The following is a 26,717-nucleotide window of genomic DNA, read 5'->3' as shown; positions in this document are numbered from 1 at the left end:
GCGAACAGACAACATTCCGGCACCTGCGGGGAAACGTGGGGCCGGGCAGAAGAAGAGACGGGGCTCGACCATGCGAATCGAACGACGCAACACCACCAGCGGACAATCTCCCTATGCCGGGATCAATTTCCGCCTGACCACCTCAGAGATCCGCAATCCGGACGGCTCGGTCGTGTTCCGCGCCGAGAACGTCGAGGTTCCGGAGTTCTGGTCGCAGGTCGCCTCCGACGTGCTGGCGCAGAAGTATTTCCGCAAGGCCGGCGTCGCCGCGCGCCTGAAGAAGGTCGAGGAAGAGACCGTGCCGTCGTGGCTGTGGCGTTCGGTGCCCGACACCGAGGCGCTTGGCCTCCTGCCGGAGAACGAGCGCATCGTCGGCGAAACCTCGGCCAAGCAGGTGTTCGATCGCCTCGCCGGCTGCTGGACCTATTGGGGCTGGAAGGGCGGCTACTTCTCCACGGAAGAAGACGCCCTCGCCTTCTTCGACGAGCTCCGCTTCCAGCTGGCAAAGCAGATGGTCGCGCCGAACTCGCCGCAATGGTTCAACACCGGGCTGCATTGGGCCTATGGCGTCGATGGTCCCGGCCAGGGCCACTATTACGTCGACTGGAAGACCGGCAAGCTGACCAAGTCGAAGTCGGCCTATGAGCATCCGCAGCCACATGCCTGCTTCATCCAGGGCGTCGGCGACGACCTCGTCAACGAGGGCGGCATCATGGACCTCTGGGTGCGCGAGGCGCGCCTGTTCAAGTATGGCTCCGGCACCGGCTCCAACTTCTCGAGCCTGCGCGGCGAAGGCGAGAAGCTGTCCGGCGGCGGCCGCTCAAGCGGCCTGATGAGCTTCCTCAAGATCGGCGACCGCGCCGCGGGCGCGATCAAGTCGGGCGGCACCACGCGCCGCGCCGCCAAGATGGTCGTGGTCGACGCCGATCACCCCGATATCGAGACCTATATCGACTGGAAGGTGAAGGAGGAGCAGAAGGTCGCCGCGCTCGTCACCGGCTCCAAGATCAACCAGAAGCACCTCAAGGCCGTGATGAAGGCCTGCGTCAACTGCGAAGGCAGCGGCGACGACTGCTTCGATCCGGAGAAGAACCCTGCGCTCCGCCGCGAGATCAAGCTCGCGCGCCGCGCGCTGGTGCCGGACAACTACATCAAGCGCGTCATCCAGTTCGCCAAGCAAGGCTACAAGGACATCTCGTTCGACACCTACGACACCGACTGGGATTCCGAGGCGTATCTCACCGTCTCCGGCCAGAACTCCAACAACTCGGTGTCGCTGAAGGACGATTTTCTGCGCGCGGTGGAAACGGACGGCGACTGGAACCTGGTCGGCCGCACCACCAAAAAGGTGACGAAGACGCTGAAGGCCCGCGACCTCTGGGAGAAGATCGGCTACGCCGCCTGGGCGAGCGCCGATCCCGGCCTGCACTTCAACACCACGATGAACGACTGGCACACCTGCAAGGCGTCCGGCGACATCCGCGCCTCCAATCCGTGCTCGGAATACATGTTCTTGGACGACACGGCGTGCAACCTCGCCTCGGCCAACCTGCTGACGTTCTACAGCACGACCACCAAGCGGTTCGACATCGAGTCCTACGAGCACCTCTGCCGGCTCTGGACCATCGTGCTCGAAATCTCCGTCATGATGGCCCAGTTCCCGTCGAAGGCGATCGCCGAACTGTCCTACGAATTCCGCACGCTCGGCCTCGGCTTCGCAAACATCGGCGGCCTCTTGATGACCATGGGCCTGCCCTATGACAGCAAGGAAGGCCGTTCGCTGTGCGGCGCGCTGACCGCTGTGATGACCGGCATCGCCTACAAGACCTCGGCCGAGATGGCGGCCGAGCTCGGCACCTTCCCGGGCTACAAGAAGAACGCGGCGCACATGCTGCGCGTGATCCGCAACCACCGCCGCGCCGCCCACGGCAACGCCACCGGTTACGAGGCGCTGTCGGTCAACCCGGTGCCGCTCGATCACGCCTCCTGCCCGCAGGCGGACATCGTCACCCATGCCAGGCTGGCCTGGGACGACGCGCTGGCGCTCGGCGAGGTCAACGGCTACCGCAACGCCCAGACCACCGTGGTGGCGCCGACCGGCACCATTGGCCTGGTGATGGATTGCGACACCACCGGCATCGAGCCCGACTTCGCGCTGGTGAAGTTCAAGAAGCTCGCCGGCGGCGGCTACTTCAAGATCATCAACCAGGCGGTGCCGTCGGCGCTGCGCGCGCTCGGCTATCGCGAGAGCGAGATCGCGGAGATCGAGGCCTACGCCGTCGGCCACGGCTCGCTGTCGAATGCGCCCGGCATCAACGCCTCCACCCTCAAGGCAAAAGGCTTCACCGATGAAGCCATTGCCAAGGTGGAAAAAGCGCTGCCGACCGCGTTCGACATCAAGTTCGCCTTCAACAAGTGGACCTTCGGCGAGGACTTCATCCGCGACCAGCTCGGCATCGGCGCGGAAGCGATCGCAGCCCCCGGCTTCGACCTGCTCCAGGCCGTCGGCTTCACCAAGCGCGAGATCGAGGCCGCCAACGTGCACATCTGCGGCGCGATGACGGTGGAAGGCGCGCCTCATTTGAAGGCGGAGCACTATCCCGTGTTCGACTGCGCCAATCCCTGCGGCAAAATTGGAAAACGCTACCTCTCGGTCGAGAGCCACATCCGGATGATGGCGGCCTCGCAGCCGTTCATCTCGGGCGCGATCTCCAAGACCATCAACATGCCGAACGACGCCACGGTTGAGGACTGCAAGTCCGCCTACCTGTTGTCGTGGAAGCTGGCGCTGAAGGCCAACGCGCTGTACCGCGACGGCTCGAAGCTGTCGCAGCCGCTGAACTCGCAGCTCATCGCCGACGATGAGGACGAGGACGATGCGGTCGAGGCGCTCTACGAGAAGCCGATGGCGGCGCGTGCCGCCCAGGTCTCGGAGAAGATCGTCGAGAAGCTGGTCGAGCGCATCGTCGTGATGCGCGAGCGCGAGAAGATGCCGGACCGCCGCAAGGGTTACACCCAGAAGGCCGTTGTCGGCGGCCACAAGGTGTACCTGCGCACCGGCGAATATGACGACGGCAGGCTCGGCGAGATCTTCATCGACATGCACAAGGAAGGCGCGGCGCTGCGCTCCTTCATCAACAATTTTGCGATCGCAGTATCTCTGGGTCTGCAATACGGCGTGCCGCTCGAGGAATATGTCGACGCCTTCACCTTCACCCGCTTCGAGCCCGCGGGCCCCGTGCAGGGCAACGACTCCATCAAGTACGCGACCTCGATCCTCGACTATGTGTTCCGCGAGCTCGCGGTCAGCTACATGGCGCGCTTCGACCTCGCCCATGTCGATCCGAACGAGTCTGGCTTCGACGCGCTCGGCAAGGGCGTCGAGGAAGGCAAGGAGCCGGATGAGGCCCCCGCCCAGCACCAGGCGACCAAGTATCTGTCGAAGGGCCTGACCCGGTCGCGCACCGACAACCTCGTCGTCATGCGCGGCGGCTCGGCCGCGGCGAGCCAGGGCGCCGACAACGCGCCCGCCGGCAACCGCGTCACCGCGCTCGCCTCCCACGGCGCAACCTCGCGCGGCGCCTCCGACACCGTCGAAGGCGCGGTCGCCCTGAAGCAGGAAGTCAGCCACGACCTCTCGCCGACCGAGAAGCTCGAGGCCCTGAACTGGAGCAAGCCCGGCACCGCCGCAGCCGCCGCCCCGTCCAAGGCGGAGCGTCGCGCCGAAGCCAAGGCCAAGGGCTACGAAGGCGAGATGTGCTCGGAGTGCGGCAACTTCACGTTGGTGCGGAATGGCACCTGCATGAAGTGCGATACGTGCGGGTCCACGACGGGGTGCAGCTAACCGAAAGTATTATGATAACAAATTTGCAGAATCGGAACGGCGGCAATAGCCGCCGTTTTTTCTGGAACGTTCAGAGCGCCGCTGACGCACAAGTCTCAGCTTGCGCGCTAACTAGGGTGGGTTTTGATGCCAGAAGAGCCCAGCAACGATCGAAAAGCCTCAGACAGATCGTTTGCCAACGATTTCATAGCGTCGCTGGCGAAGAATCTGGCTACCACCTTGGCGATAGGTATCGCTGGATTCATCCTCCAAAGCCTGTTTCTGCAACGCGCCCAGGTAAGCTTTGCAGATCTCGGTGCCTCAAACGGGCGCTACACTAACGTATTAATGATAGACAACTATTCGTTCACGGCTCTCGAAGGCATTCAACTTGGCTTTGAAGCTCAATCAATTATAGCAGGCTCGCAAAGTCAGGATACTCAGATCACAGTTGAGAAGGCTTCATCCATTGAGCAATCAATGACAATCGCGAAGGTTTTTCCTCTGAGGCGCTTTTCAGTCGTGCTCACGACGAACGCTCCATTGGATCAAAGCAAGATACGCAAGATTGCTGGACCAATCGGCGTAACTATTGCGCGATCCGATCAACTGACATCTCCACTAATTTCTGATCTGCTCGTCTATATTATCTTCGTTTACATTCCGATGGCGGCCATCCTCATCTACTTCTCGCTACGGCTTCGCCGAACGTACGGCATGATTACCGAAGATCGCGAGCGGATGATTTCTAAGACAAAGGAGTTACGGACCGAGCTTGACGCCGCCAAAGCGTCCGCCGATGAAAAGCTCAACGCGATTATACGATGTCAGGCTCCTCGAGTTTCGTGGAGATGAAAAAAGGATCCGACGTATCGGCATTGAACGAGCTTCAGGTCCTCTCCGCAACTGAGAATGTTTATTTTTCGCAGCGGAGCTCCTCAGATGAGATTGGTGAATTGCTAAACGCCACTACAGGTGAGCGGCAGGAAGCCACTTTCCGCAATACAATGCTGATTCTGCATAGAGAAAATGAAAGCGGCAAAACTTATCGAGTCGCCAAGCCTGACGAACAGGGCGCGGCAAATCTCACTCATACAGAATTGTTGTCTCGGAAGCCGCGACTATGGCCATCACAGTTAAGTTTTCGATCGAAAATAAAGACCTTTAGCAACGGCAGTAGCGTTGGCCATGTGAGAAAAGAAGAATGGCTCTCAAGTAGCAAACCCAGTCGTCCCTTTCGGTTCAACTCGAACGCGCACCCTCGCTCAGAAAACGTAGGGCAGATTAGCAAGCGTAGGGCGGATAAGCCGTAGGCCTAATTCGCCGCTTTCGCTAGCAACAGTCGTGGTGGGTTAAGCTCCGCTAACCCGCCCTAGGCGCTGAACCCAGAGCGGCCCGCCGCAGAAGCAGACGTCCGGCACGCTTCCCAATCGCTCGAAAGTACGGTCATATGCCTTCCCCGGAGACACTTGGCGTTTGGGGCAAGGGTCCCGGTTTGCGGGGGGAGAATGCGCGTGAAAGAACTCGCTGGAAAGACCGCGTTCGTGACCGGTGCAGCGTCGGGCATCGGACTGGGGATCGCGACGGCTTTGGCCCAGGCGGGGGCGAAGGTCATGCTTTGCGATATTGAAGAAGCGGCTTTGTCCGCGGCGCTCGAGCAATTGAGGCGCACCAATGTCGATGTCGACGGCGTGAAAGCGGACGTCTCGCTCAAGACCGAACTCGTGGCGGCCGCCGAAGCCGCGACTGCCCGCTACGGCAAGGTGCACATCCTCGTCAACAACGCGGGCGTTGGTGGCGGTGGGCCCTATGGCACCTGGACCGACGCGTCGTGGGATTGGACCCTGGGCGTCAACCTGATGGCGACCATTTGGGGAATCGAGATTTTCGGACCGTTGATAGAGCAGCATGGCGAGGGTGGACACATTGTCTCCACTGCCTCGATCGCCGGTCTTATTTCAGGGGCGAGCAACGCATACAATGTTTCGAAATACGGCGTTGTCGCGCTGTCCGAGGGACTGCGCCTTGAACTCGCGCCGCGAGGGATCGGTGTATCGGTGCTGTGTCCCGGGTTCATCCGCACGCAAATCGTGAACTCGAGGCGCAACCTTCCCGAGCGCTTCGAGGGGGCGGTCCGTACCCTGCCGACGTCGGGCCCGATTGCCGAGCAGATCAATCTGATCCGCCAACGCGTCTCCGAGGGCATCGATCCCAACTATGTCGGTGAACTCGTCCGCGAAGGCATCGAAAACGACTGGCCCTATATCTTCACCGACCTCGAATTCGAGCCGATTGTCGACGCACGCTTCGCCGCAATCAAGCAAGGCTTCGACCGGATCCGCGGGCGCACCCCGAAGCGATGAGCGCGCAGCAAGCGTAGCCCGGAGGAGCCAACGGGTCGCGCGAATGCGCGCCCGATGACAGGCTCCGCGACATCCGGGACCAGCGTCACAGGGCGTTACCACCCGATACCGCATGTCGCTTCGCTCATGCGGACTACCGGCTGGCACGCTTTTCAAGAAGCAGCGTGCGGTCGGCGATGTCCTTCAATTCGAACGCCTGGGAGTCGAGGAATGCGACGGACCCGTTGTCGGGGTCCGCGGCGAGGCGATGGGTTTCACCCAGATGATGCTTCAGCCAGGCCCGCTGCTCGGTCTGCAATTGCGCGTGCGCCTCGCCCTTCGACCTTGCGAGAAGCGCTTGATAAGCGGTATTGAGCCTGATGTCCCACTTATCGATTTCGGTCTTGCCGCAATCGAGCATCTTCGTCGACACCCCTGCGGCCTTGTCCATGCACGCATCATACTCGGTGCTTTGCTGCGCGCGCACCGATAAAGTCCCGAGCACGAGCATCGCCGCAACAATGACTAGTCTTCGCGAAAGCATCACCACGTCCAAATCACCCTGCCTAACGTCTTTCGACAACCATCGCCGCACAAAGGCGTCCCTGGCAGCGCCTGGAGCCTGCGGTCGACGCCGTCTACGCCGGCAGCACGATCACCTTCGTTTTGAGGGGCGTTCGCGAATAGAGGTCGATCATGTCCTGACTGAGGAGGCCGGTACAGCCGCTCGTAATACCGTTCCCGATCGTTTCGGGGGCGCTGGTGCTATAGATCGTGTAAAGCGTGTACACCCCATTTTGGTAGAGGTAGAGCACGCGCGCGCCAAGTGGATTGTCGAGGCCCCCCGCCATGCCGCGAGCATATTTGCCCGCCTCCGGCTGGCGCGCGATCATCTCCTTGGGCGGCGTCCAGGTCGGCCATTCGGCTTTGCGCCCGACATAAGCCTCCCCGCTCCACCGGAACCCATCGCGGCCGACATTGGCGCCATAGCGGGTCGCGTTTCCTTCGCCTTCGATGCGGTAGACATAGTATTTGCTCGGATCGACGATGATCGTACCGGGCGCCTCATCGCTGTGGTACTTCACGGTCTTGCGAAAATATTTCGGATCGACCTTACTGACGTCGACCGCGGGGATCGGGAATTTCTCGTCGGGCACGGGCCCGTAGACCTTCTCCGCCTCGGCCAGGGTCATGTAGTCGGACGCACAACCGGCCAGGCTCAGTGCGGCGAGACCAGCAGCAGAACCGACCAGAAACGCCCGGCGGTTGAGAAGCCGCGACCGAGGCCCAGGCGGAGCGCGCTCGCCCATCGCACCAGCGTCGGCAATTCCACGGTCCATGATCATGATTTCTGATTTTCCCTTGTCCCGTTGCGCGGCCGAAGCAGACTTTGGCATACAGTAGAAGGGAAAAGAAAAGTTCTTCGTCATTGTCTAAGGTTGACCAACAGATGGTCTTGTGAATCCTCCCGAGAACAATGCGAGAACTTCGGCGGATTGCGCTTCCGCCTTCGCTCAATGAGCTAAAGGTCGGCGGGTTACGCCTTCGGCTAATCCGCCCTACGCGATGGCAACAACTGATTGATCACGTTTTCATGCGATTGATCTGCGGCGCTTTGTCGGACCAAATTGGTATGGAATCACCGCCCCGCCACCCTGCCGCATTCCATGCGGAAAATGAATCGAAGGTGAAAACCCAATGAGACGCGTTGTCCAGGCTTCGCTCGGACTCCTCGCATGGAGCATTCTCCAAACCTCGCCCGCATCCGGCCAGCTCAAGGGCAACGCCGACAACATTTGTCGGAACGGATATTTCCCGCGCGAGAGCACCGACTACAGGCTGGCGAAGATCAAAGGCGCAGCCGGCGACAGGATCTATTTCCGCGGCGACGGCAACGAGCGTTGCCCCGACGACCAAGCCTGTCGTCTGAAAACTTATGTCGTTCGCAACGATGAAGTCATTGTTTCCCGGACGTCAGGCAAGTTCGCATGCAGTTGGTTTCAACCTCGCAAGGGCACTGAGACGGTCGGCTGGATCGAGATCGAAAGGCTTGCGTGGCAGGAGGACATACGACGACCGGCAGAACGGGATTGGCTCGGCGAATGGCGTGCCTACGACAACGTCATTCGCATCTCGAAATCGAAAGAGGCAGGTCAGCTGGCCATCAAGGGCGAGGCCATTTGGGGTTCGGGCAGCCGCACCCATTCCGGCGAGCTTGATTACGAAGCAAAACCTTCAGGCGATAAGATGAAATTCGGTGACGGGACGGACGAACTCGACTGTCAGGTCACGATGCAGCTCGTCGGCAAGTTACTGGTTGTCGGCGACAACCTCCATTGCGGCGGGACAAACGTCTCATTTTCAGGTGTCTACCAAAAGAGACCGACGCCATGAGCATCTCGCGGCTCGTAGGGCGGATTAGCGCAGCGTAATCCGCCCTTCGTCGCGGTAACGCCGAGCGGCGGGTTACGAGGAGTCTATCATCGGACACGCGCTCCGCGCGATCCGTTGGCGAACCCACCCTACTCGTTACGTGCTTGTTCGTTTTCTCAGGCCGCCTTCGCTGCACCTCGATCGCGAAGAGATTGGTGTGAAGCTGGCAAGATCATTGCCGCTGTCAGACCGAGATCGGCGGGACGAAATCGACCCGTTGCGGACGTAGATGGGTCGGCCATAATGTCTTCTTTTCAAGGCAATTCGGTCGGAGGCGAGATGGTCGATCCGTGGCCCGCAGATGCAAAGTTTCAAATGGGTGACTATGCCGCCAAGAAAGGGCGAGCATCATGGCGCGGTCGAATCGTTGGTTGGTATCGTACGGATTTGACAAGGCTCGGATATGCGATCGAGAGCTACTTCGAGCCCGGCTCGGTGCAGATTTACCCGGAGACGGCGATCGACGCATGGCAGCCGCCGGCCTTGGAACGTGAGTGACCGATTCTCACCCTCCTGCGACCTTCGGAACGTTTGCTCGTGCACGAATCGGAAGCCTCGTAGCCCGGATGAGCGAAGCGATATCCGGGACCGGCATCGCCATACGCACGACCGACCCCGCATGTCGCTTCGCTCATGCGGGCTACCGCTGCCGCCCTGGCCGAGAAACAGACCGGACACCGCGCATCGCATGCGCAACAAATCGATCAGACGCCGTCAGCCACACGCAACGTGATCCGGGTCAATTCGGACGGGCGGCCGAGCCGCAAGGCAAAGCCCGGCCAGAGCGCGGTGCCGTTGTTGACGTAGAGCGTCATCCCGTCGACGTCGTAGCGGCCGGAGACGAAGCCGGCATTGGCGCGCGCGGCGAGGCGATCGATGCCCAGGATCAATCCGCCATGGGTGTGTCCGGAGAGCTGCAGGGCGACGCCGAGCCGGGCTGCCTTTCGTGCGTCGCTCGGCTGGTGGTCGAGCAGGACGACGGGCGCGCCTTTCGGGGCGCCGTCGAGAACCGTGGCAAGGTCGCGGATGGAATGCCCCCGGTGGCGCGACGCGCGGTCGGTGATCCCCGCGATCACCAGGCGGCCGCCGCCGCGTTCGAGCACGATGTGCCGGTTCTCGAGCGAGCGCAGGCCGAGCGCTTCGTAGTGCGCCATCCACCCGTCATAGCCGAAGATATATTCGTGATTGCCCGAGATCACGTAGACGCCATCGGCCGCCATCAGGTCGCGCAACGGCGCGATGTCGTTGCGCCGCGCATCGATGGTGCCGTCGATCAGGTCGCCCGTAATCGCGATCAGGTCGGCGCCGAGCTTGTTCGATCGCTCGACCACGGCGCGCGCCCACGGCGCAGGAAATAGCCGGCTGATGTGCAGATCCGTCAGTTGCAGCATGGTGTAGCCGTCGAACTGTAGCGGAAGTCCGCGGATGCCGACCTCGACATCCCTGAGCGGCGGAATGCGCATCGCCTGATGCACGCCGATCGCGGCGGCTGCGGCCGCGAGCGCAGCAAGTGCGTAGCGGACGCCGTCGGGCGCGCCGACGAAGCCGCCGTGGATCAGCGCGGCCACCAGCAGCCCGGCATCGAGCGCCAGTTGCAGCAGCGCCAGCAGCATGATCGCACCGAACGCCCAGTTGAACAGGACGACCACCGGACGCGGAAACTCCGGCGAGAATTCCGATCCCGACGACAGTCTGTTCCAGCGGTGAAACTGCAAGGCGACCAGCACCAGCAACGCGGCGACGATCTTTGCCGGGAGCGGCCAGTCGAGTGGCCAGATGAAGCGGGCCAGGATCAGCAGGCTGGTCAGGCCGAATATGAGCTGGGGAATAGGTCTCGCTCCGGATCGGATCGGTTAAGGCTGTGCGGGTCGGCGCCCAGCGAAGGTAGGGTGGATCGGCCGCAGGTGTAAGCCGCCATCGTCAGCACATTTTCGGCAAGTCGCGCGTCGCCGAAACGCTCTGCGCTTTTGTCCCAGTAGCCGGGATGAGCCAACGGGTCGCGCGAACGCGCGCCCGATGACAGGCTCCACGACATCCGGGATCCGCCTCGCAAGAACACGCCACCGGCCCCCGCATATCGCCTCGCTCATGCGGGCTACGGGCTGCGCGCGTTGCTGTGGAGCGCAAGCCGGAGGCCGCGTTGACGCCTCGGCGGAGGTCTCCTGGCACCTTCCCCATCAGCATTATCGGCCCCTCCCGAAAACGAACTTGAACATCGCTCAATTTCATGTCAGGTATTTGAACATCGTTCATTTTTGTGGGAGCCGACGATGCAAACGACCTTCCGGATGGACGGATTGACCGGGTCCGAACGGCCGGTGAAACCGCGGATGAAAGTCGCCCCGACGATCATCACGATCGGCATCATCGCGGCATTCGCGGTGCACGGGCGCATCGCGCAGCCGGCGGGCTATAACGATTTCGCCGACCACTCGGCCCTGTCAGGCATTCCCCACGCAGGCGATGTCTTGTCGAACATCGGCTTCGCCCTGGTCGCGATCTGGGGCTGGCTGGCGCTGCGCCCTCACCGCAACAGCGATCGGCTGCGCGCCGGATGGCCCGGCTACCGCCTGTTCCTGATCGGACTGTTCCTGACCGCCTTCGGGTCCGCCTTCTTTCACCTCGCTCCCGACAATGGCCGACTGACCTGGGACATGCTGCCGATCGCGCTTGCCGGCGCGGGCCTGCTGGTCGGCGTCCGCGGCGACACCCGGCCGGGATCGAAGACGAACATCGAAGCGATCGTTCTCGGGCTTTACGCCACCGCCAGCGTCGCGTGGTGGGTCCATACCGACCGGCATGGTGCGGGCGACCTGCGGCCCTATCTGCTGCTGCAGGTCCTCCCGCTCATCCTGATCCCGCTATGGCAGTCGATCTATCGCGCGCCGCGTGCCGACCGCATCGCATTCGCCGCCGCGATGATGTTGTACATGCTGGCCAAGATCAGCGAGGTGCTCGACCACGAGATCGCAAACACGCTCCATTTCGTCAGCGGGCACACCTTGAAGCATCTGCTCGCGACTTCAGCCACGGCCGCAATCGTCTGGGGACTGACGCGACGAATCTCCGATGGCGGCGGGCGACGGGGTCATTTCGGAATAATGGAAAAGTATCGCTGATTTGCCCGACGCGTCAAGTCGCTTTTCCGAGTGCCGGCAGCAACCTGCACCTTTGCATGGGGTTGTTTTCGATATTTTGGATGGGCAGCTCTGCTTCCTCGATCGCATCGGGCGGATTGACCGGCATGGCGACCGCATCCATATCCACCTGCATGAACCGGCTGCCCCCCGCCGTTTCGCATCCACCTGGACACAGCCAAATACCATCGGCTCCCCGTCCCTAACGCTCCGGAGTCGCCGTGGCCGCCCTCTCCATTCTCGATCTCGTCCGCGTCACCGAGGAAACCGACGCGCGCGCCGCGCTCTATAACGCGCGCGATGTCGCCGTGCATGCGGAGGCTCTCGGCTATCGCCGCATCTGGGTGGCGGAGCATCACAACATGGCGGGCATCGCCAGCGCCGCGACGTCGGTCGTGATCGGGCACATCGCGGCTGGCACCAAGACCATCCGGGTCGGCGCCGGCGGCATCATGCTGCCTAATCACGCGCCCTATGTCATCGCCGAGCAGTTCGGCACGCTGGCGCGGCTGTTTCCGGACCGCATCGACCTCGGCCTCGGCCGCGCCCCGGGCACCGACCAGCTCACGCTGCGCGCGCTGCGCCGCACGCCGGAATCCGCCGAGAACTTTCCGCAGGACGTGCTCGAGGTGCAGGCCTTCCTCGCGGCGGCCGGTCCCAACCAGCGCATCCAGGCGGTGCCGGCCGCGGGCACCGACGTGCCGCTGTGGATTCTCGGCTCGAGCAATTTCGGCGCGATGCTGGCCGGCGAGCTCGGCCTGCCCTACGCCTTCGCCTCGCACTTTGCCCCCGAGCTGCTGATCCAGGCGCTGCAGATCTATCGCGCCCGCTTCAAGCCGTCGGAGCAGCTCGATCGCCCCTACACCATGGTCGGCGTCAACATCATCGCCGCCGACACCGACGAGGAGGCGCGGCGGCTGGCGACCACGCAGCAGATGTCGTTCACCAACATCTTCCGCGGCGCGCGCGGCCTCAGCCAGCCGCCGATCGACGACATCGAGAGCTACTGGTCGCCGGCGGAGAAGGTGCAGGCGATGCGGATGCTCGCGCGTTCCATCATCGGCTCGCCCGCGACGGTGCGCGCCGGCATCGACGCGCTGGTCGCCGAGACCGGCGCCGACGAGCTGATGATCGTGTCCGACGTCTACGATCACCAGAAGCGGCTGCGATCGTTCGAGCTGATCGCCAAGGCCGGCGGGATCACACCGCAGACGTAGCCTGCAGGATGGGCAGTAGCCGACACACTAAGGCAGCCTCACTTCGGCGCGCCGGCGGGCGCCTGCGACTGCGCGAGCTGGCCGAGCGTCACGCTCAGCGAATTCGGCGCGTTGTCCCGCAGCATCGAAAGCTTGACCGAGCTGCCCGGCGCGCCCGCATAGACCTTCTTGGTCAGCTCGTTGGCGCTCTTGATCGGCTCGTCATTGACCGAGGTGATCACGTCGCCCCGCCTCAATCCGGCCTTCGCTGCCGGACCGCCGGTCTGCACGCCGACCACGACCGCGCCGTGCAGATTGTTCGCACCCAAGCTTTCGGCAATGCCGGGGGTGATCGATTGAATCTGGGCGCCCATCCAGCCGCGCGTGACCGAGCCCTTGTCCTTCAGCTGCGGGATCACCGTCTTCACGGTATCGGCGGGTATCGCAAACGCGACACCGACCGAGCCGCCGGAGGGCGAGAAGATCAGGCTGTTCACGCCGATCACCTCGCCATGCGTGTTGAAGCTCGGCCCGCCGGAATCGCCGCGGTTGATCCGCGCGTCGATCTGGACGAAATCTTCCGACGACCCCGTTTCCAGGTCGCGTGCACGCGCCGAGACGATCCCCGCGGTGACGGTGTTTCCGAGACCGAATGAATTGCCGGCCGCGAGCACCCAATCGCCGGTGCGCGGCGCTTGATCCGCGAGCTTGACATAGCTGAAGTCGGTCCGCCCATCGACCTTGAGCAGGGCCAGGTCGCTGACCGGATCCTTGCCCAGGACTTTCGCCTTGTAGACCTTGTTGTCGCTGGTGCGGACATCGGCGCGGTCGCTGCCGCCGAGGACATGATTGTTCGTCACCGCATAGCCGTCCGCCGAGATGAAGAAGCCCGAACCGATCGAGGTCATCTCACCCAACTTCGGCAGATTGCCCGGTCCGCGCCTGCCGGGATCCGGAACGGCCCTTCCCGGCGTGTCCTGATCGGGAGAGCCGTCCGGCCCGAGAGAACCGCCGGGGGAGTCACCGGGAGACGAGTCGTCGTCATCCGCCGCTGCCGCCACCTTGGCGTTGACGCCAATCACGGCCGGCCCGACCTTCTCGGCAAGGTCGGCGAACTCGCCAGGACCACCATTGCCATGATCCGCGCGCGAATTCACTGGCTGTGCGTGGGCAAGACTTGCGCTCACAAGACTAGCGCCCACCAGCAACGCCGACGTGAAGGCGGCGGTGACGAGCGACGTGCGAAGGCAGACGAAGGCCGAATTTCTCTGATTCATCTTCCGCGTCCATGTTTGGGATCAGCCGATTGCTCCTGGATGAATTGCCGGCCCGGACGCGACGATCAGTGAACCGTTCCCCGCAAGCACAGGGGCGCAATCCCGAGCGACGGACGGCAACGGATAGAGGCGCAGACCGTTCCACCGGCATCCGCGGGTGGACGAGTGGCTCGCCACCTTTGCGCCGCTTTGCGCATCAAATCGCCGGGTTTTTGCTTGCTTTGGCCGCCTGTGCCTCTACGGTGCGCCCGCAACGACGGAGACGATCTCGACTATGGACGCCGCAATGAACTGCCCGAAATGCAATTCCGAGCATGCCTATCAGGACGGCGTTCTCTGGGTTTGCCCGGAATGTGCCCATGAGTGGAGCAGCGATGCGGCCGCGGCCGCCGAGACCGCCCAGCAAGCGGGCGTGCGCGACGCGCACGGCAACCCGCTGACGGACGGCGACAGCGTCATCGTGATCAAGGACCTCAAGGTCAAGGGCTCGTCGTCGGTGGTCAAGGGCGGCACCAAGGTCAGGAACATCCGCCTCACCGAGGCCAGCGACGGACACAACATCGCCTGCAAGATCGACGGCATCGGCGCGATGAATCTGAAATCGGAGTTCGTCAAGAAGGCCTAGCGTAGCCCAGCTTACGCATCCGCCAATGCTTTCGCCGGTGCGGCGGCAGCCTTCGCGACGTGCCGGTTCTTGTCGTCGACCAGCACGACCCGCGGATGAAACTTGCGCGCCTCGTCGGCGTCGAAGCTGGCATAGGCGACGATGATGACCTTGTCGCCGGCCATGGCGAGCCGTGCGGCCGCGCCGTTGAGGCCGATGGTGCCCGATCCCGCCGGCGCCTCGATCACGTAGGTCGAGAAGCGCGCGCCGGTGTCGATGTTATAGATGTCGACGCGTTCATTGATGAGGAAACCGGCGGCCTCGATCAAATTGCGGTCGATCGAAATCGATCCCTCGTAATGCAAGTCCGCTTCGGTGACGTGCGCGCGATGAATCTTGCCCTTCATCAAAGTCACTTGCATCGAGACCATCCCGTATCGTTGCGTCGGAATTTTCCGCGCCGCCAATAACGGCGCGCCGCCTCCGCGTCAACGTTGTCCGGGTGTACGCTCGCTTCGAGCGCAGTTCCGCGACGATGGGTTTGTCCTGAAATCGTTGACCGCGCCGGGCTGCAATGCTCCGCGCCACCGAAATCGGAGAATGAATGCGCTGCGGCGGAGCCTTTCCGGAGCAGGCTATTATTTGTGACCCGGTAGCGAACGCCCTACTCTCGCTTGCTCGCAATCTCGTTCGCCAAGACCACTATCACCTCGCCGTCGAGGATCGGCTTCGCGACCTCAAAGAAGCGCGCCACAGCCGGCGAATTGTTGTGCCGGTCCATCGCCGCCTGATCCAGGTATCGCTCATACGTCGAAAATATCCGCGGACTGTCGACATCCTGCGAGACGTAGTAGCCGACGGTGGACGGCTCGTTGGCGCGGACATGCTCGACGACGTCGAGCAACGCCTGACGCATCGCCGCCTCATGGCCCTTCTTCGCGCGGATGATCGCCGTGATTGCCAGCATGCACTCTCTCCGGAGGTTGGTAGCCCGTAGGACGGGTTTCGTCGACCCATCCTACACGCTTTTGACTGGCTCACACCCGGCTCAACGCCTGCGCGATGTCGGCCACCAGGTCGGACGGATGCTCGATCCCGATCGAGAGCCGGATTGTCGAATCCAGCACGCCGATCCGCTTGCGGATATCGGCTGGCACGCCGGAATGCGTCATGGTGGCCGGCAGGCTCGCGAGCGACTCGGTGCCGCCGAGGCTGACTGCGAGCTTGAAGATCTGCAGCGAGTTGAGGAATTTCTCCGCCGCCTCCTGCCCGCCGACGATGTCGAACGAGAAGGTCGAACCGGCGCCGCTGCTTTGGCTCGCGAACACGCGCCCCGCAGGCGACGCCGGATCGTGATGGCCGAGATAATGCACCTGCGCCACCTTGGGATGGTCGCGCAGATAGTCGGCGACGATCCGCGCGTTGCGGTCGGCCTTTTCCATGCGCAGACTGAGCGTTTCCAGCGAACGGCTGATCATCCAGCAGGAATGCGGATCGAGCTGGGTGCCGATCGCGCCGCGCAGCGCCTTGATGTCCTTCATCAGCTTCTTCGAGCCGAGCGCCGCGCCCGCGATCAGGTCGGAATGGCCGCCGACATATTTCGTCAGCGAGTACAGCGAGAGATCGGCGCCGTGCTCGATCGGCCGCTGAAATACCGGCCCGAGCAGCGTGTTGTCGCAGGCGATGATCGGCGTATGGCCCTGTGCCTTGCCGATCGCATCGGCGATGCGCCGCGTCAGCGCGATATCGACCAGGCCGTTGGTCGGATTGGCCGGCGTCTCGATGAAGATCATCGCGACACGGCCCTTCTTCATCGCCTCGTCGGCAGCGGCGCGGATGACACTCTCGTCGAGGCCGTCGGCAAAGCCCACGGCGTGAATCGAGAAGCCCGCCAGTGTCCTGGTGAACAGCGTCTCGGTGCCGCCATAGAGCGGCTGCGAATGCAGGATCACGTCGCCGGGCCGCGCGAAGGCCAGCACCGTGGTCGAGATCGCCGACATGCCGGAGGAGAACAGCGCGCAGCTCTCGGTGCGCTCATAGATCGCAAGCCGGTCCTCGACGATCTCGCTGTTCGGATGGTTGAAGCGCGAATAGACCAGCCCCGCCCCCATGCCCTCCGGAGGCTCGCGCCGGCCCGCGACAAAGTCGAAGAAGTCCTTGCCGTCCTCGGCGGTGCGGAACACGAAGGTCGAGGTCAGGAACACGGGCGGCTTGACGGCCCCCTCCGACAGCTGCGGATCGTAGCCGTAGTTCAGCATCTGGGTTTCCGGATGCAGCAGGTGATTGCCGATATGGGTTTTGGACGGAAACGGTTTTGTCATGGCCGGTCTCCTGTTCACGGGCCGCCGCGCTGGCGGCGATTCCCGGAATGATGGGACCAGCATACCCCAGCTTTATGCCATTCAGCCAAAGCACGGCATCAGACAGTTCTGGATAACGAACGGCCGGCGTGCGCCTTGCTCCGCCGGCCGTTCCGAATGTCAGGCAGTGTGAAGACGCGGGCTACCAGCCGCGATCCACGTTGCGCACCTCGCCGGTCCGCGCGTCGACATCGACCTTCATCCAGCGGCCGAGGCGGTCACGCCCCTCGACCTCCCACTCGTCGCCGAGGAACTGGGTATTGGACACCGTCACGATGCCGAGACCGGTCGCGACATCGAGCGCGGCCTCCATCGAGACCTGGCTGCCGGAATCGTAGGCCATCGCCGGCGTCGCTGCGCCGATCGCCAGGGCCGCGATCGCGGGAATAATGAAACTTCGCATGGCTCACTCCTCATGGAACAGGATGTTATGCCGCATAAAACGAGCGGCGCACCCATCAGTTCCGACAACAGGAGTGCGAAGCAGCGCGAAACTTCAGCAGTTGCGGCGATTTGGTGGCGGTTCCGGTTTCATCGACGCACGCCGTTCGCCTTGCGCGCTCTCTTCTTCCACATTCGAAATCCGCCTTCGAATGCGTTGGCGTTGTCGCCGAACCTCACCTTGGGCGGCGGGTTGTCGACCTTGTCGGCATTGCCGCCGCCGAGCACGATGTACTCGGGCTCCAGCGCGGCGGACAGCCGCGCGATGACGTCGTCGACGCTCTTGCGCCATTTCTTCCGGCCGCGCCGCTCGAGACCCGCGGCGCCGACATAATCCTCGAACGTCGCGCCCTTGCGGTACGGCAAATGACCAAGCTCCATCGGCTCGTAAACACCGTCGACGATCATCGCGGAGCCGAGGCCGGTGCCGAGGCCGAGAAACAGCATCCGCCCGCCCTGATAGCTGCCGATCGCCTGCATCAGCGCATCGTTGACGACCCTGGTCGGGCGGCCGAACGCGTGGTGAAAATCGAAGCCGGCCCAGCCGCGGCCGAGATTGTGTGGTTCGGTCAGCGGACGGTTGTGAACGACGGGTCCCGGATAACCGACCGAGATCACATCATAGGACCAGTCCTTTGTGAGCAGCTTGACCTGCCGCACCATCTCGGTCGCGGACAGAGTTGGACCTGACTCGAATTCGCGCTTGATGCGCTCCTTGTCGGTCATGACCTTCACATGCGTGCCGCCGACGTCGATCGCTAGCACAGCGCGGCGCGACGCGGGCCCGTTCGTCTTCTTGCTAGTCTTGTTGCCTGCCTTCTTGGCCATCAATCCGCTCTCCTATGCGCGCCGAGTGGAGCAGAGAAACGCATCGCGCACCACAGCGACGTTCTGCATCTGACTCCAATTTGTTCGCCAAGAACGAATCGGAATCGAACAGTCAGGAGAGTCCAAACATTAAGAAGTCGTGTGCATCATCAACGGCGCGTAGCGATTGCGCTGCGGGGCGATGTGGGGCCGTGCGCTGTCCGCACAAATTCGGCCCGTCGGCCGGACTAATCCTTTGACACGAAATCCTTCAAGCGAAGCCGGCTCCGGTGATCCGCATGCGTTTCCTCGCCCGAGGGATTGAGGCCCCGAAAATAGGTCTTTTGCCACCGCTGCTGCGTTGCCCCCGATCCCGGGTCCTGCAAGTCGGTATTGAAGGCGTTGCGGCCTTCGGACCACAGTCTGTGCTCGCGCTCGATGTCGGGCGCCTTCGATAGTGGCAACGTCTCCGGCTCGATCCGCTCAAGACTGCCACGCTCAATCGGAAAAAGATGGCAATAGGGCTCCCCCCGCTCAAATCGTATCTTTGTGTTTGAACGCGTGAATCGCCAGTTCATCGTGAAGGTGTACGGTGACCAATCCGTCTCGATGACCCCGCTCAACGGCGCAATGGCGTCTTTCGGCCTGTTGATGGGTCCGGTGACAAAAAGGTCGAAACCAGGGTCGGTGCGGAACAGGCACGGGACGTGGAAGGTCAATACACCATGTCCGAAGTGACTCACAGCCGGCGCGTCGGTGCCGAGATCAGCCTTGACCCGAATGGTCTCCTTATGATTGAGCCCGTCCCAACGAGCCGAGAAGCCTGACGGACAGAGCAGTTCCCAGCCATGGGCGTTTGCAATGTTGAGTGGCAGGCAGCGGTACGCATAGCGCTGGTCGGAAGCATCCATCCAATCGCGCTCGGGCGATGCAGGCCGGATGTGAACCGCATGGCCGTCCATCGTATAGGCAATGAGCTTTGGCATCACCCAGCCTTATCGCGAGAACCAGCTGCTGCCGCTGCTTGGCGGACCAGTCAACTTATAGCTCAACCCTACGCGAACAATGTTTTCAGTCAATTTCGCCGAGTGGTCCCAAGCGTACGCGCTGAGCCCACCGATGTTCTGCGGTGCCGGGGCCGTCCGATCACCGAGATCGACATAGAGATATTCGAACTTCGCGGTCCAAGGGCCGCTCACGACGGCCTCCCAGCCGACGCCCGCCGTCCAGCCCGGCTTCACACGGGAGTCGGAGCCCGCAAATCGAAAGCCACTGAAGCCGGGAAAATCTGTTGCCGTCGAAAATGCATAATCCGCATAGGCGAGGCCCGCGGTCACGTACAGCATGTTCGATTGATTGGCCAGGATTCCCAGACGCCCACGGACCGTGCCGAGGTAATTCGAGCGAAAACTGTTTTCCCAGGTGGTTGATACGCCGGCCGCGAGCGGAAACGGCCCGCGCAGCTGGGACGATTGCAGATCTGTGTAGTTGATGTCGGTTTCTAGTCCGATGACCGTCTTGTCATACTGCACGTTGCAGGAAAGGCCGCCGCCGGCAGTCAGCCCTCCCGCGTTCCGGGTACTGATCGAGCCCGCCTGTTGAGCGGCGATTTCGGGAAGGACGCCGTTACGTTGCGCGAAATCGATGATGGCGCCATTTGGATCGGAAGAGAATTGCGCCTTGGCTGAACCATACCCCGCATTCACGCCGACACTGCAGCCAGTCCAGCTGAACGGGGCGACTGGCGGCGGCGCCTTGACCGGCATATAAGCGGCCAACGCCGAGTTCGTCTCGTCGAAGCGCATCCGGAAATGCGCTTTCGCCTCCCAGGCATCGATTCCGGGTGTGAAGAATGACAAATAGCCGCCCGATAGCCACAGTTCGGCTTGCGATCCAAGTTGGGCGCGAACGCCGCCACGCAGCTGTCCATGCCAGCGCGTGAGCCCAATGTCGGTGCCGTCGATCGTGGTAACGGTATCGACAAGCTGTTGCGTGTCGTATCGCAACGTTGCCTGGACGAACGGCTGCAGTAGGAAACGCTGGTCGACCACGAAATCTCGATTGACCTCCACAGAACCTTCGACGTGGCCCCAGCTGTAGGCTTGGCCGGGGATGGGAAATCCCTGGCCGCTTGTAACGCCCCCGACGTCGTCGTGAGCATGAAAAAACGTGAACCGGGGCACGACGCGCGCCCATGGCGTATCGACAATCTGGGTCAGGCTCGCCGATAGAAACACGCGGTCGACAGGCATATTGGCACCATGGCCGAAAACGTCGAAGGCACGATCAAGCCGTGCGTAACCGAGCCAGGCATCAAACAGTGTCGTCGGGCTGACGAGCCATCCCAGGTAGGGTCCGCCGCCGATTCCCGACTGGTAAATCGATGCATTCAGTCCGTCGTAGGTGACTTTGGTGCTTTCAGGATTGAACGCAAAGCCGGCAACGAGATCCGGGCTGACACGGTAGTCGAGCCCGTATGTGAGTTCAGACAGCGTGCCGTACGACGTGAGTCCGACGATGCGGTCGGTGAAATTGACCTGGCGCGGTGTTACCCAAGCATGCCAACCGTGGCCGATCGACGCATAGGAAGGATTGGTGGCGATGCTTGCGTACTGGTTGAACCCCGCAAGGATCGCGTCCGAGATGAAGTAGCTGCGCGCAAAGTTCGTCCCCAACGCGCGTGCGAGGTTCGCATGCGGCACCGGCATTGGCGATGGCGGCGGAGGTGGTGGCGGCGCCGGTGGTGGTGGTGGCGGCGGTGGCCCCGGCGGAGGCGGTGGCGGCGGTGACGGTGGCACCGGAGTGGGTGGAGGTGGAGGCGGAGGCGGAGGTGGCCCCGGCGGCCCTGGTGGCGGTGGCGGCGGCGATATCGAACAGACCTGGTCACGGAACGCATTGACATCGTTTGATATGGATCTTTCGCCGATCAGAGGTCCTAGGACGCTGCCCCAGGCCCTGAACTTCTCATGATCGTCGAACGATGGCGGAAACACCTCGGTTGCAGTGTCCGTTCGCAGATCGAGGAAGGTAGGTCCTCCGGTAAGCGTTCCGCTCTTGCTGAAGCGCCACATGAATCCAGTCTGCGGATCGCCCTGCACGCTGCTCGCATTGATGCAATAGTCATTGGTCGCGGAGCGATAGCCGTCGAAGCCCAGATGGATTCGGTCCGCGGCGACCGCGACGTTGCCGGAAACGAGCGACGCCGCGGTCCCCAATAAGAAGGGACGAACTCGCGTCTGCCAGTATCGCTCCGTCGGAGCGGAACATGCGTGCTGTCGGTTGGATCCTACCGAGGCTTCGGTTGGCATCGTTGATGGAATCAAGGCCGAACGAGTTCGCGGTGCATCCATCCGCGGTCTCCACAAATCGGCCCCACTGCACGCTAACGCTTGGGGATGAAATATTCAGTCACATAATTGCGGCGTGATGAATTGCTACCTGAAATAGTTCCTTGATGTTGCCGCGTGGCAACGATTCACTACAATTTCCACGATAGTTCCTCGCAACCTCGCGCGATCGGCGCCGAACTCTCCGCATCGTCGCGCAAGCTATGGCATAAACTGCACCTTGCTCCCGTGGGCCGCACAACGATCGCGTTCGCGATCCGACTCCAGTTTGTTCGCGCAGAACGAATCGGAATCAGGAAAATCGGCGCGATCCAGATGTTAACAACGCACATACATCGACCGCATCCGAACAATCGATGTTGTATCATGATGGGATTATTGCTCTCGGCGTGCAACACCGCGGCGCATCTCAGGCACACTGCGTTCTCCCGCATCACTGATCGATCGATGAGTCGCACCACGGCCACGTTCCCGATCCGACTCCAGTTTGTTCGCGAGGAACGAATCGGAATCGAAAAATCGACGCAAAACGATACTTAACAAGAGGTTTGCGCGATTCGATGCCGCGGCGCTTCGTACGGCGGATGAGCGCAAGAGTAATCGGACATCCACCGACGACATCACCGCGTCGGGTTACTCCGCGCCCATTATCGGCCGCGCTTCGCGCGGACCGGTCGGGTCGCCCGCCCTGCACGCTGAGCGAGCCGCCAGCCTTTGAGGTGAAGCCAGAGCGCTTCGGCGACCGGTCCGTGCGAATGCTGGCGATGACGGACTGCCGCAAGATTTTCCTCGCGGCCCGGAAAATTCGGTCCGGCGATGCTGATCAGCCTGCCGTCCCGCAGCTCGTCCTCGATCAGCCATGCGCGCAGATGGCCCCAGGCAAGACGATGCAGGATCAGCTCCTTCTTCATCATCTGGTCCGGCACGCTACACTGATGCGCACCTTCGATCAGGAAGAAGTTTTCCGGCGACGCTCGCCGCGCCGTGTCGCGGATGACGCACTGCGCGAAGGGGCGCATCTGCTCCGGCGTGACTTTCTTCGTCCACGCAAACGGCAGAAAGCCGGGAGCGACGACCGGCACCATGGTCGTGCGCGAGAGCCTGATCTGTTCGAAGCGCGGATCGGAGGGCTCCGCGCGATGAAACACCAGATCGGCGTTATCATCGATCAGGCGCTCGAGCGGTCCGCCGACCGCCTCATATTCCAGGTGCAGGCGCGTGTTGGGATAGCGGGCAAAGAACGCCGAGAGCATCTGCAGCACCGGCGGCCGCGGACACAGGTCGCCGATGACGATGCGCAGGACGACTTCTTCTCCGCCTGCAAGCTGCTCCGCATAGCCCCGCAGCAGATCGAGCTCGCGCAGCGTCACCTGCGCGCGTGCGTGAAAAGTCCGGCCGGCGTCCGTCAGCCCGATACGGTATCCGCTGCGATCGAACAGCGTAAGGCCGAGTTGCTGCTCGAGCCGGGCGACAGCCGCAAACACCGACGGGTGCGACCGGTTCAGCGCCGTGCCGGCGGCCTGAAAGCTTCCCTCGGTCGCGACAGCGTCAAAGCAGCGCAAATCGTGCAGCTTGATCCGATCCATTGTCCATAAAATCTACAGAGATTGATCAATCTTAGTAATTTTTCTTCGAAGGCGCGAGTCCTAGCCTGGGTCGACGCGAAGCCTGCCGGCTTCCACCAGCACAAAGGACTGACGAGATGAGCGGCGATCGACACTTCACCACGGCGGATGGCTGCCGGATTGCGTACCGCATCGACGGTCCCGACGATCGGCCGGCGCTCGCGCTGTCGAACTCGATCGCCACCAACCTGCACATGTGGGATCGTTCGATGCCGGCCCTCAGCCGGTCGTTTCGGGTGCTCCGCTACGACACCCGCGGTCACGGCGGTTCGGACGCGCCCACGAGCGCCTACTCGATCGACCGGCTCGGCCGCGACGTGGTCGAACTGCTCGACGCCCTCGGCATCGATCGCGCACATTTCCTCGGTCTGTCGCTCGGCGGGTTCGTCGGGCAATGGCTCGGCATCTTCGCGCCTGACCGCATCGACCGCCTGATCCTCTCGAACACCTCGTCCTATCTGGCGTCCGAACTGCCGTTCGACGAGCAGATCCGCGCGGTGCTTGCGGCCAAGGACATGAATGGAATCGCAGACGGCTTCATGCGCAACTGGTTTCCGGCGACGATGCTGGCCGCGCCGAACGAGGTCGTCGACGAATTCCGCAACATGGTGCTGACCACGCCGCCGCGCGGTCTCGCCGGATGTTACGCCGCACTGCGCGACGTCGATCTCCGCCGCGCCATCTCGCTGATTGCGGCGCCGACCCTCGTCATCGGCGGCGAGAGCGACACGGTCACGCGGGCCAGCCACAGCGCTGATATCGCCGCGACAATCACCGATGCAAAGCTTGTCCTCCTGCCCGGCGTTCACATCCTCAATATCGAGCAGCCGGATCGATTCAACAGCGAGGTCGTGAGCTTCCTGGCGCTCTCCACCACATGACTGCGTAGATGGGGTAACGGGCCGGCCGCCCGCTCGCTACGGCGCAATTTGGAAGCGCGCTCGCGAGCGGCCTGTTGGTTGGAAGGCGGTCGTCCCTCAAACTGATGGTGTTCAACGGAGTCGGGCAAGCCCGCTCCAAGCATCATTAAGGGACGACCATGTACCACTATGCAGGAATTGACGTGTCTTTGGAATGCTCGAGCGTTTGCCTTGTCGATGGGACAGGCAAGATTTTGCGCGAGACGAAGGTTGCGAGCGAGCCGGCGGCGCTGATCGCCTGGTTCCGGTCGCTGGGTCTGGTACTGGAACGGATCGGGCTGGAGGCAGGCCCCTTGTCGCAATGGCTGTATGCGGGTCTGCGAGACGCAGGGCTTGCGGTCGAGCTGCTGGAAACGCGGCACGTTCGCGAAGCCTTCAAGTCGATGCCGGTGAAGACGGACCGCAACGATGCCCGCCGGATCGCGCAGTTGATGCGGCTCGGCTGGTTCCGGCCGGTGCACTGCAAGTCGGTCGCGGCGCAGGAGACCCGCGCCATCCTGACGGCGCGCAAGCTGCTGCAATCCAAGCTTCGCGATGTCGAGAACAGCCTGCGCGGCATACTTCGCGGTTTTGGCCTGAAGGTCGGTGCGACCACCGAGCGCACGTTCGCCGGACGCATCCGCGAGCTCGTGACCGGCCATCCCGGACTGGAGTTGGTCGCGGCGGCGCTGCTCCAAGCCCATGCGGTGCTGCTGCGGGAGTTCAAGAGCCTGGACAAGCACACCCAGAAGCTCGCCAGGACGCATCCATCCGCCAAGCTCCTGATGACAACGCCGTCCGTTGGTCCGATCGTGGCGCTCACCTATGCCGCGGCGATCGACGACCCGAAGCGCTTCCGCTCCTCGAAGGCCACGGGAGCCCACTTTGGGCTCACCCCGAAGAAGTACCAGTCCGGTGAGACCGACTACACCGGCCGCATCAGCAAGATCGGGGATGCCTCCGTGCGCGAGGCACTCTACCAGGCAGCTCACGTCATGCTGACCAAGCCGGTCAAGAATTGCTCGGCATTGAAGAGCTGGGCGATGCGGATCGCCCGGCGCGCAGGCATGCGCAAGGCCAAGGTAGCGCTGGCTCGCAAGCTCGCCGTGATCCTGCATCGCATGCTCGCCGACACCAAACCGTTCAACCCGATGACCAAGGCCATCTAGCCAGGAGCAGCAATCGGTTCCGGGCGGGCCACGACACCAGGCTCTCCCCGAGCGAAGTCCCTCCGCTGGGACGATGGATCCGGTCAGGCCGCCATCCGGGAAGTGGCTCACGACCACGCAATCCGTAGATTGGCCGGCCGGCTCCTCAATGCACCCCATCAGGCGACGGCCTTCGCGCCGATCCCGTACAGAAGCAAGTGCCCGGCGAGTGGATGACGCGAAAAGGGATTGACTAACCAAGGCCCGTTACAGAAGCCCGGATGAGCGAAGCGACATCCAGGACCGCTCCAAGAATACGTGATCAGGCCCGCATATCGCTTCGCTCGTGCGGGCTACATGGATCACGCACCATATGTTCCCCATTCGACTCCATTTTGTTCGCAAAGAACGAATCGGAATCGAACAAATCAGCGCGGAGCGATTCTTAACAACACGTTTGCGGATTCGATGCCGATCGGCTCTATGGCGCGGATTAGCGCAAGCGTAATCCGCCCTCTGTCGCGTAGAGACAGCGCCGGGTTACACGGAGCTGACCCGCCTTCCGCACGGTCCAATGTCGTATTCAAGCTCCGGCCGCAGCGCGCGCATCTTCTCCGCCAGCCTTTGGCTTGTCGTCTCCTCCGCGCGCGCGAGGCGATTGACCAGCGCGACATAATCCGCATCGCTCTTGTGCTGGTTCAGCTTTGACTGGCCCTCGATCTCGTCGACGACGATGTCGATCACCCTGATCCCCGCCAGCATCGCTTCGCGCTTGCTGGGCTCCATCTGCGTCAGGTCCCAGGGTTGCTTTTGCAGCCGCGCCTCGGAGACCGCGAGCAGCGCATCGCCATGGCCGCGGTTCTCGCCGTGATCGCGCAGATGCGCGACGCCGGACAAATGCACCGCCTCGTAGAGCCAGGTCGAGACGTTGTCGGGTGAGACATACCAGTCGTTCGAGATGTAGGCGTCATCGCCGGAGACGATCAGGAGGAAGCGCCTGACACCGTCGGCGAGCTCGACCAGCGGATTCTTCGCGGTGAGATGGATCTGCACGATCACGCGATCGTCGCGCCGCTCGATCACGAACGGCACGTGGGACGCGCGCGGGCCGCGTGCATCGGCGGCGACGATGGCGCCGAAGCCGCGCGCCGCCGCAAAGGCGAGCGCGCGGTCTTGCTCAATGCGAAACTGGGGACGGAGGATGTGCATGGCGGCGGCGCTCGCGAGCTGGAGGGAGACGTCCCAGCAAGGCTAGCGCAACTTTCGCCGGAGATCACC

At 62.6% G+C, this 26,717-nt stretch carries 26 protein-coding genes; 12 read left to right on the top strand and 14 right to left on the bottom strand.

Annotated elements, in window-relative coordinates:
- Positions 1-70: 70 nt before the first annotated feature.
- From ACVMDN_RS15435 to ACVMDN_RS15420, 4 genes are all read left to right on the top strand, one after another.
- Positions 71-3,844 carry a vitamin B12-dependent ribonucleotide reductase gene (locus ACVMDN_RS15435; protein WP_141342638.1) on the top strand — a complete coding sequence of 1,258 codons (3,774 nt, stop codon included), beginning with the start codon at positions 71-73 and terminating at the stop codon, positions 3,842-3,844.
- 126 nt (positions 3,845-3,970) lie between these two features.
- Positions 3,971-4,678 (top strand): hypothetical protein, encoded by a 708-nt coding sequence (locus tag ACVMDN_RS15430; protein WP_141342637.1) that lies wholly within the window; start codon positions 3,971-3,973, stop codon positions 4,676-4,678.
- On the top strand, positions 4,675-5,136 hold the full coding sequence (locus ACVMDN_RS15425; protein WP_141342636.1) for a hypothetical protein: 462 nt from the start codon (positions 4,675-4,677) through the stop codon (positions 5,134-5,136). The genes ACVMDN_RS15430 and ACVMDN_RS15425 overlap by 4 nt, the downstream gene beginning before the upstream one ends.
- 201 nt (positions 5,137-5,337) lie before the next feature.
- The gene (locus ACVMDN_RS15420; protein WP_141342635.1) at positions 5,338-6,186 is read left to right on the top strand and encodes an SDR family NAD(P)-dependent oxidoreductase; all 849 of its coding nucleotides are present in this window, start codon (positions 5,338-5,340) and stop codon (positions 6,184-6,186) included.
- A 133-nt stretch (positions 6,187-6,319) separates the two neighbouring features.
- Here ACVMDN_RS15420 and ACVMDN_RS15415 read toward each other — a convergent pair whose 3' ends face one another.
- Positions 6,320-6,715: a lysozyme inhibitor LprI family protein gene (locus tag ACVMDN_RS15415; RefSeq protein ID WP_456816552.1), complete on the bottom strand. Its 396-nt coding sequence runs from the start codon at positions 6,713-6,715 to the stop codon at positions 6,320-6,322.
- 88 nt (positions 6,716-6,803) lie between these two features.
- Entirely contained in the window at positions 6,804-7,511 is a 708-nt protein-coding gene (locus ACVMDN_RS15410; RefSeq protein WP_141342643.1) for a L,D-transpeptidase, read from the bottom strand.
- Positions 7,512-7,863: 352 nt separating this feature from the next.
- Here ACVMDN_RS15410 and ACVMDN_RS15405 point away from each other — a divergent pair, with 352 nt between their 5' ends.
- A complete protein-coding gene (locus ACVMDN_RS15405) occupies positions 7,864-8,559 on the top strand; it encodes a hypothetical protein (protein ID WP_141342634.1) in 696 nt (231 codons plus the stop codon).
- 282 nt (positions 8,560-8,841) lie between these two features.
- Entirely contained in the window at positions 8,842-9,096 is a 255-nt protein-coding gene (locus ACVMDN_RS15400; protein ID WP_063790162.1) for a hypothetical protein, read from the top strand.
- 206 nt (positions 9,097-9,302) lie between these two features.
- On the opposite strand, the gene ACVMDN_RS15395 is transcribed toward ACVMDN_RS15400, so the two are convergent.
- A complete protein-coding gene (locus tag ACVMDN_RS15395; RefSeq protein ID WP_141342633.1) occupies positions 9,303-10,427 on the bottom strand; it encodes a metallophosphoesterase in 1,125 nt (374 codons plus the stop codon).
- A gap of 441 nt (positions 10,428-10,868) precedes the next feature.
- Between ACVMDN_RS15395 and ACVMDN_RS15390 the strand changes: the two genes are divergently transcribed.
- Positions 10,869-11,717 (top strand): alkaline phytoceramidase, encoded by an 849-nt coding sequence (locus ACVMDN_RS15390; RefSeq protein ID WP_141342632.1) that lies wholly within the window; start codon positions 10,869-10,871, stop codon positions 11,715-11,717.
- A 13-nt stretch (positions 11,718-11,730) separates the two neighbouring features.
- Here the strand turns inward: ACVMDN_RS15390 and ACVMDN_RS15385 are convergent, their stop codons facing one another.
- A complete protein-coding gene (locus ACVMDN_RS15385) occupies positions 11,731-11,871 on the bottom strand; it encodes a hypothetical protein (protein WP_159109477.1) in 141 nt (46 codons plus the stop codon).
- Between the two features lie 85 nt (positions 11,872-11,956).
- On the opposite strand from ACVMDN_RS15385, the gene ACVMDN_RS15380 reads away from it, so the two are divergent.
- The gene (locus ACVMDN_RS15380) at positions 11,957-12,952 is read left to right on the top strand and encodes an LLM class flavin-dependent oxidoreductase (RefSeq protein WP_141342631.1); all 996 of its coding nucleotides are present in this window, start codon (positions 11,957-11,959) and stop codon (positions 12,950-12,952) included.
- Between the two features lie 38 nt (positions 12,953-12,990).
- On the opposite strand, the gene ACVMDN_RS15375 is transcribed toward ACVMDN_RS15380, so the two are convergent.
- Positions 12,991-14,208 (bottom strand): S1C family serine protease, encoded by a 1,218-nt coding sequence (locus tag ACVMDN_RS15375; protein WP_141342630.1) that lies wholly within the window; start codon positions 14,206-14,208, stop codon positions 12,991-12,993.
- Between the two features lie 274 nt (positions 14,209-14,482).
- Here ACVMDN_RS15375 and ACVMDN_RS15370 point away from each other — a divergent pair, with 274 nt between their 5' ends.
- Entirely contained in the window at positions 14,483-14,833 is a 351-nt protein-coding gene (locus ACVMDN_RS15370; protein WP_141342629.1) for a zinc ribbon domain-containing protein YjdM, read from the top strand.
- An 11-nt stretch (positions 14,834-14,844) separates the two neighbouring features.
- Here the strand turns inward: ACVMDN_RS15370 and panD are convergent, their stop codons facing one another.
- The 7 genes from panD to ACVMDN_RS15335 form a co-directional block, all read right to left on the bottom strand.
- The gene (panD, locus tag ACVMDN_RS15365; protein ID WP_141342628.1) at positions 14,845-15,234 is read right to left on the bottom strand and encodes an aspartate 1-decarboxylase; all 390 of its coding nucleotides are present in this window, start codon (positions 15,232-15,234) and stop codon (positions 14,845-14,847) included.
- 242 nt (positions 15,235-15,476) lie between these two features.
- Complete coding sequence (locus ACVMDN_RS15360; protein WP_057019963.1) at positions 15,477-15,779, bottom strand: putative quinol monooxygenase; 303 nt, start codon at positions 15,777-15,779, stop codon at positions 15,477-15,479.
- Positions 15,780-15,849: 70 nt separating this feature from the next.
- Entirely contained in the window at positions 15,850-17,133 is a 1,284-nt protein-coding gene (locus ACVMDN_RS15355; protein WP_141342627.1) for a cystathionine gamma-synthase family protein, read from the bottom strand.
- A gap of 181 nt (positions 17,134-17,314) precedes the next feature.
- A complete protein-coding gene (locus ACVMDN_RS15350) occupies positions 17,315-17,575 on the bottom strand; it encodes a PepSY domain-containing protein (RefSeq protein ID WP_057019961.1) in 261 nt (86 codons plus the stop codon).
- A 128-nt stretch (positions 17,576-17,703) separates the two neighbouring features.
- Entirely contained in the window at positions 17,704-18,441 is a 738-nt protein-coding gene (locus ACVMDN_RS15345; RefSeq protein WP_200844518.1) for an ROK family protein, read from the bottom strand.
- A gap of 227 nt (positions 18,442-18,668) precedes the next feature.
- Positions 18,669-19,406 (bottom strand): DUF6065 family protein, encoded by a 738-nt coding sequence (locus ACVMDN_RS15340; RefSeq protein WP_141342626.1) that lies wholly within the window; start codon positions 19,404-19,406, stop codon positions 18,669-18,671.
- Positions 19,407-19,415: 9 nt separating this feature from the next.
- Positions 19,416-21,128 carry an autotransporter domain-containing protein gene (locus ACVMDN_RS15335; RefSeq protein ID WP_057019958.1) on the bottom strand — a complete coding sequence of 571 codons (1,713 nt, stop codon included), beginning with the start codon at positions 21,126-21,128 and terminating at the stop codon, positions 19,416-19,418.
- 5 nt (positions 21,129-21,133) lie between these two features.
- Here ACVMDN_RS15335 and ACVMDN_RS15330 point away from each other — a divergent pair, with 5 nt between their 5' ends.
- On the top strand, positions 21,134-21,319 hold the full coding sequence (locus tag ACVMDN_RS15330; protein WP_200844517.1) for a hypothetical protein: 186 nt from the start codon (positions 21,134-21,136) through the stop codon (positions 21,317-21,319).
- Between the two features lie 1,095 nt (positions 21,320-22,414).
- On the opposite strand, the gene ACVMDN_RS15325 is transcribed toward ACVMDN_RS15330, so the two are convergent.
- Positions 22,415-23,353 carry a LysR family transcriptional regulator gene (locus tag ACVMDN_RS15325; RefSeq protein ID WP_141342625.1) on the bottom strand — a complete coding sequence of 313 codons (939 nt, stop codon included), beginning with the start codon at positions 23,351-23,353 and terminating at the stop codon, positions 22,415-22,417.
- Positions 23,354-23,469: 116 nt separating this feature from the next.
- On the opposite strand from ACVMDN_RS15325, the gene ACVMDN_RS15320 reads away from it, so the two are divergent.
- Both ACVMDN_RS15320 and ACVMDN_RS15315 read left to right on the top strand, forming a co-directional pair.
- Positions 23,470-24,273, top strand: a complete 804-nt coding sequence (locus ACVMDN_RS15320) for an alpha/beta fold hydrolase (RefSeq protein ID WP_141342624.1) — start codon at positions 23,470-23,472, stop codon at positions 24,271-24,273.
- 158 nt (positions 24,274-24,431) lie between these two features.
- The gene (locus ACVMDN_RS15315; protein WP_057016162.1) at positions 24,432-25,460 is read left to right on the top strand and encodes an IS110 family RNA-guided transposase; all 1,029 of its coding nucleotides are present in this window, start codon (positions 24,432-24,434) and stop codon (positions 25,458-25,460) included.
- A 519-nt stretch (positions 25,461-25,979) separates the two neighbouring features.
- Here the strand turns inward: ACVMDN_RS15315 and ACVMDN_RS15310 are convergent.
- A complete protein-coding gene (locus ACVMDN_RS15310) occupies positions 25,980-26,648 on the bottom strand; it encodes an FMN-binding negative transcriptional regulator (protein WP_141343291.1) in 669 nt (222 codons plus the stop codon).
- Positions 26,649-26,717 lie beyond the last annotated feature (69 nt).

The organism is Bradyrhizobium sp. USDA 4510, from assembly GCF_054059095.1.
The sequence above is the reverse complement of the archived record's forward strand: the minus strand, read 5'-3'. Positions and strand labels throughout refer to the sequence as shown.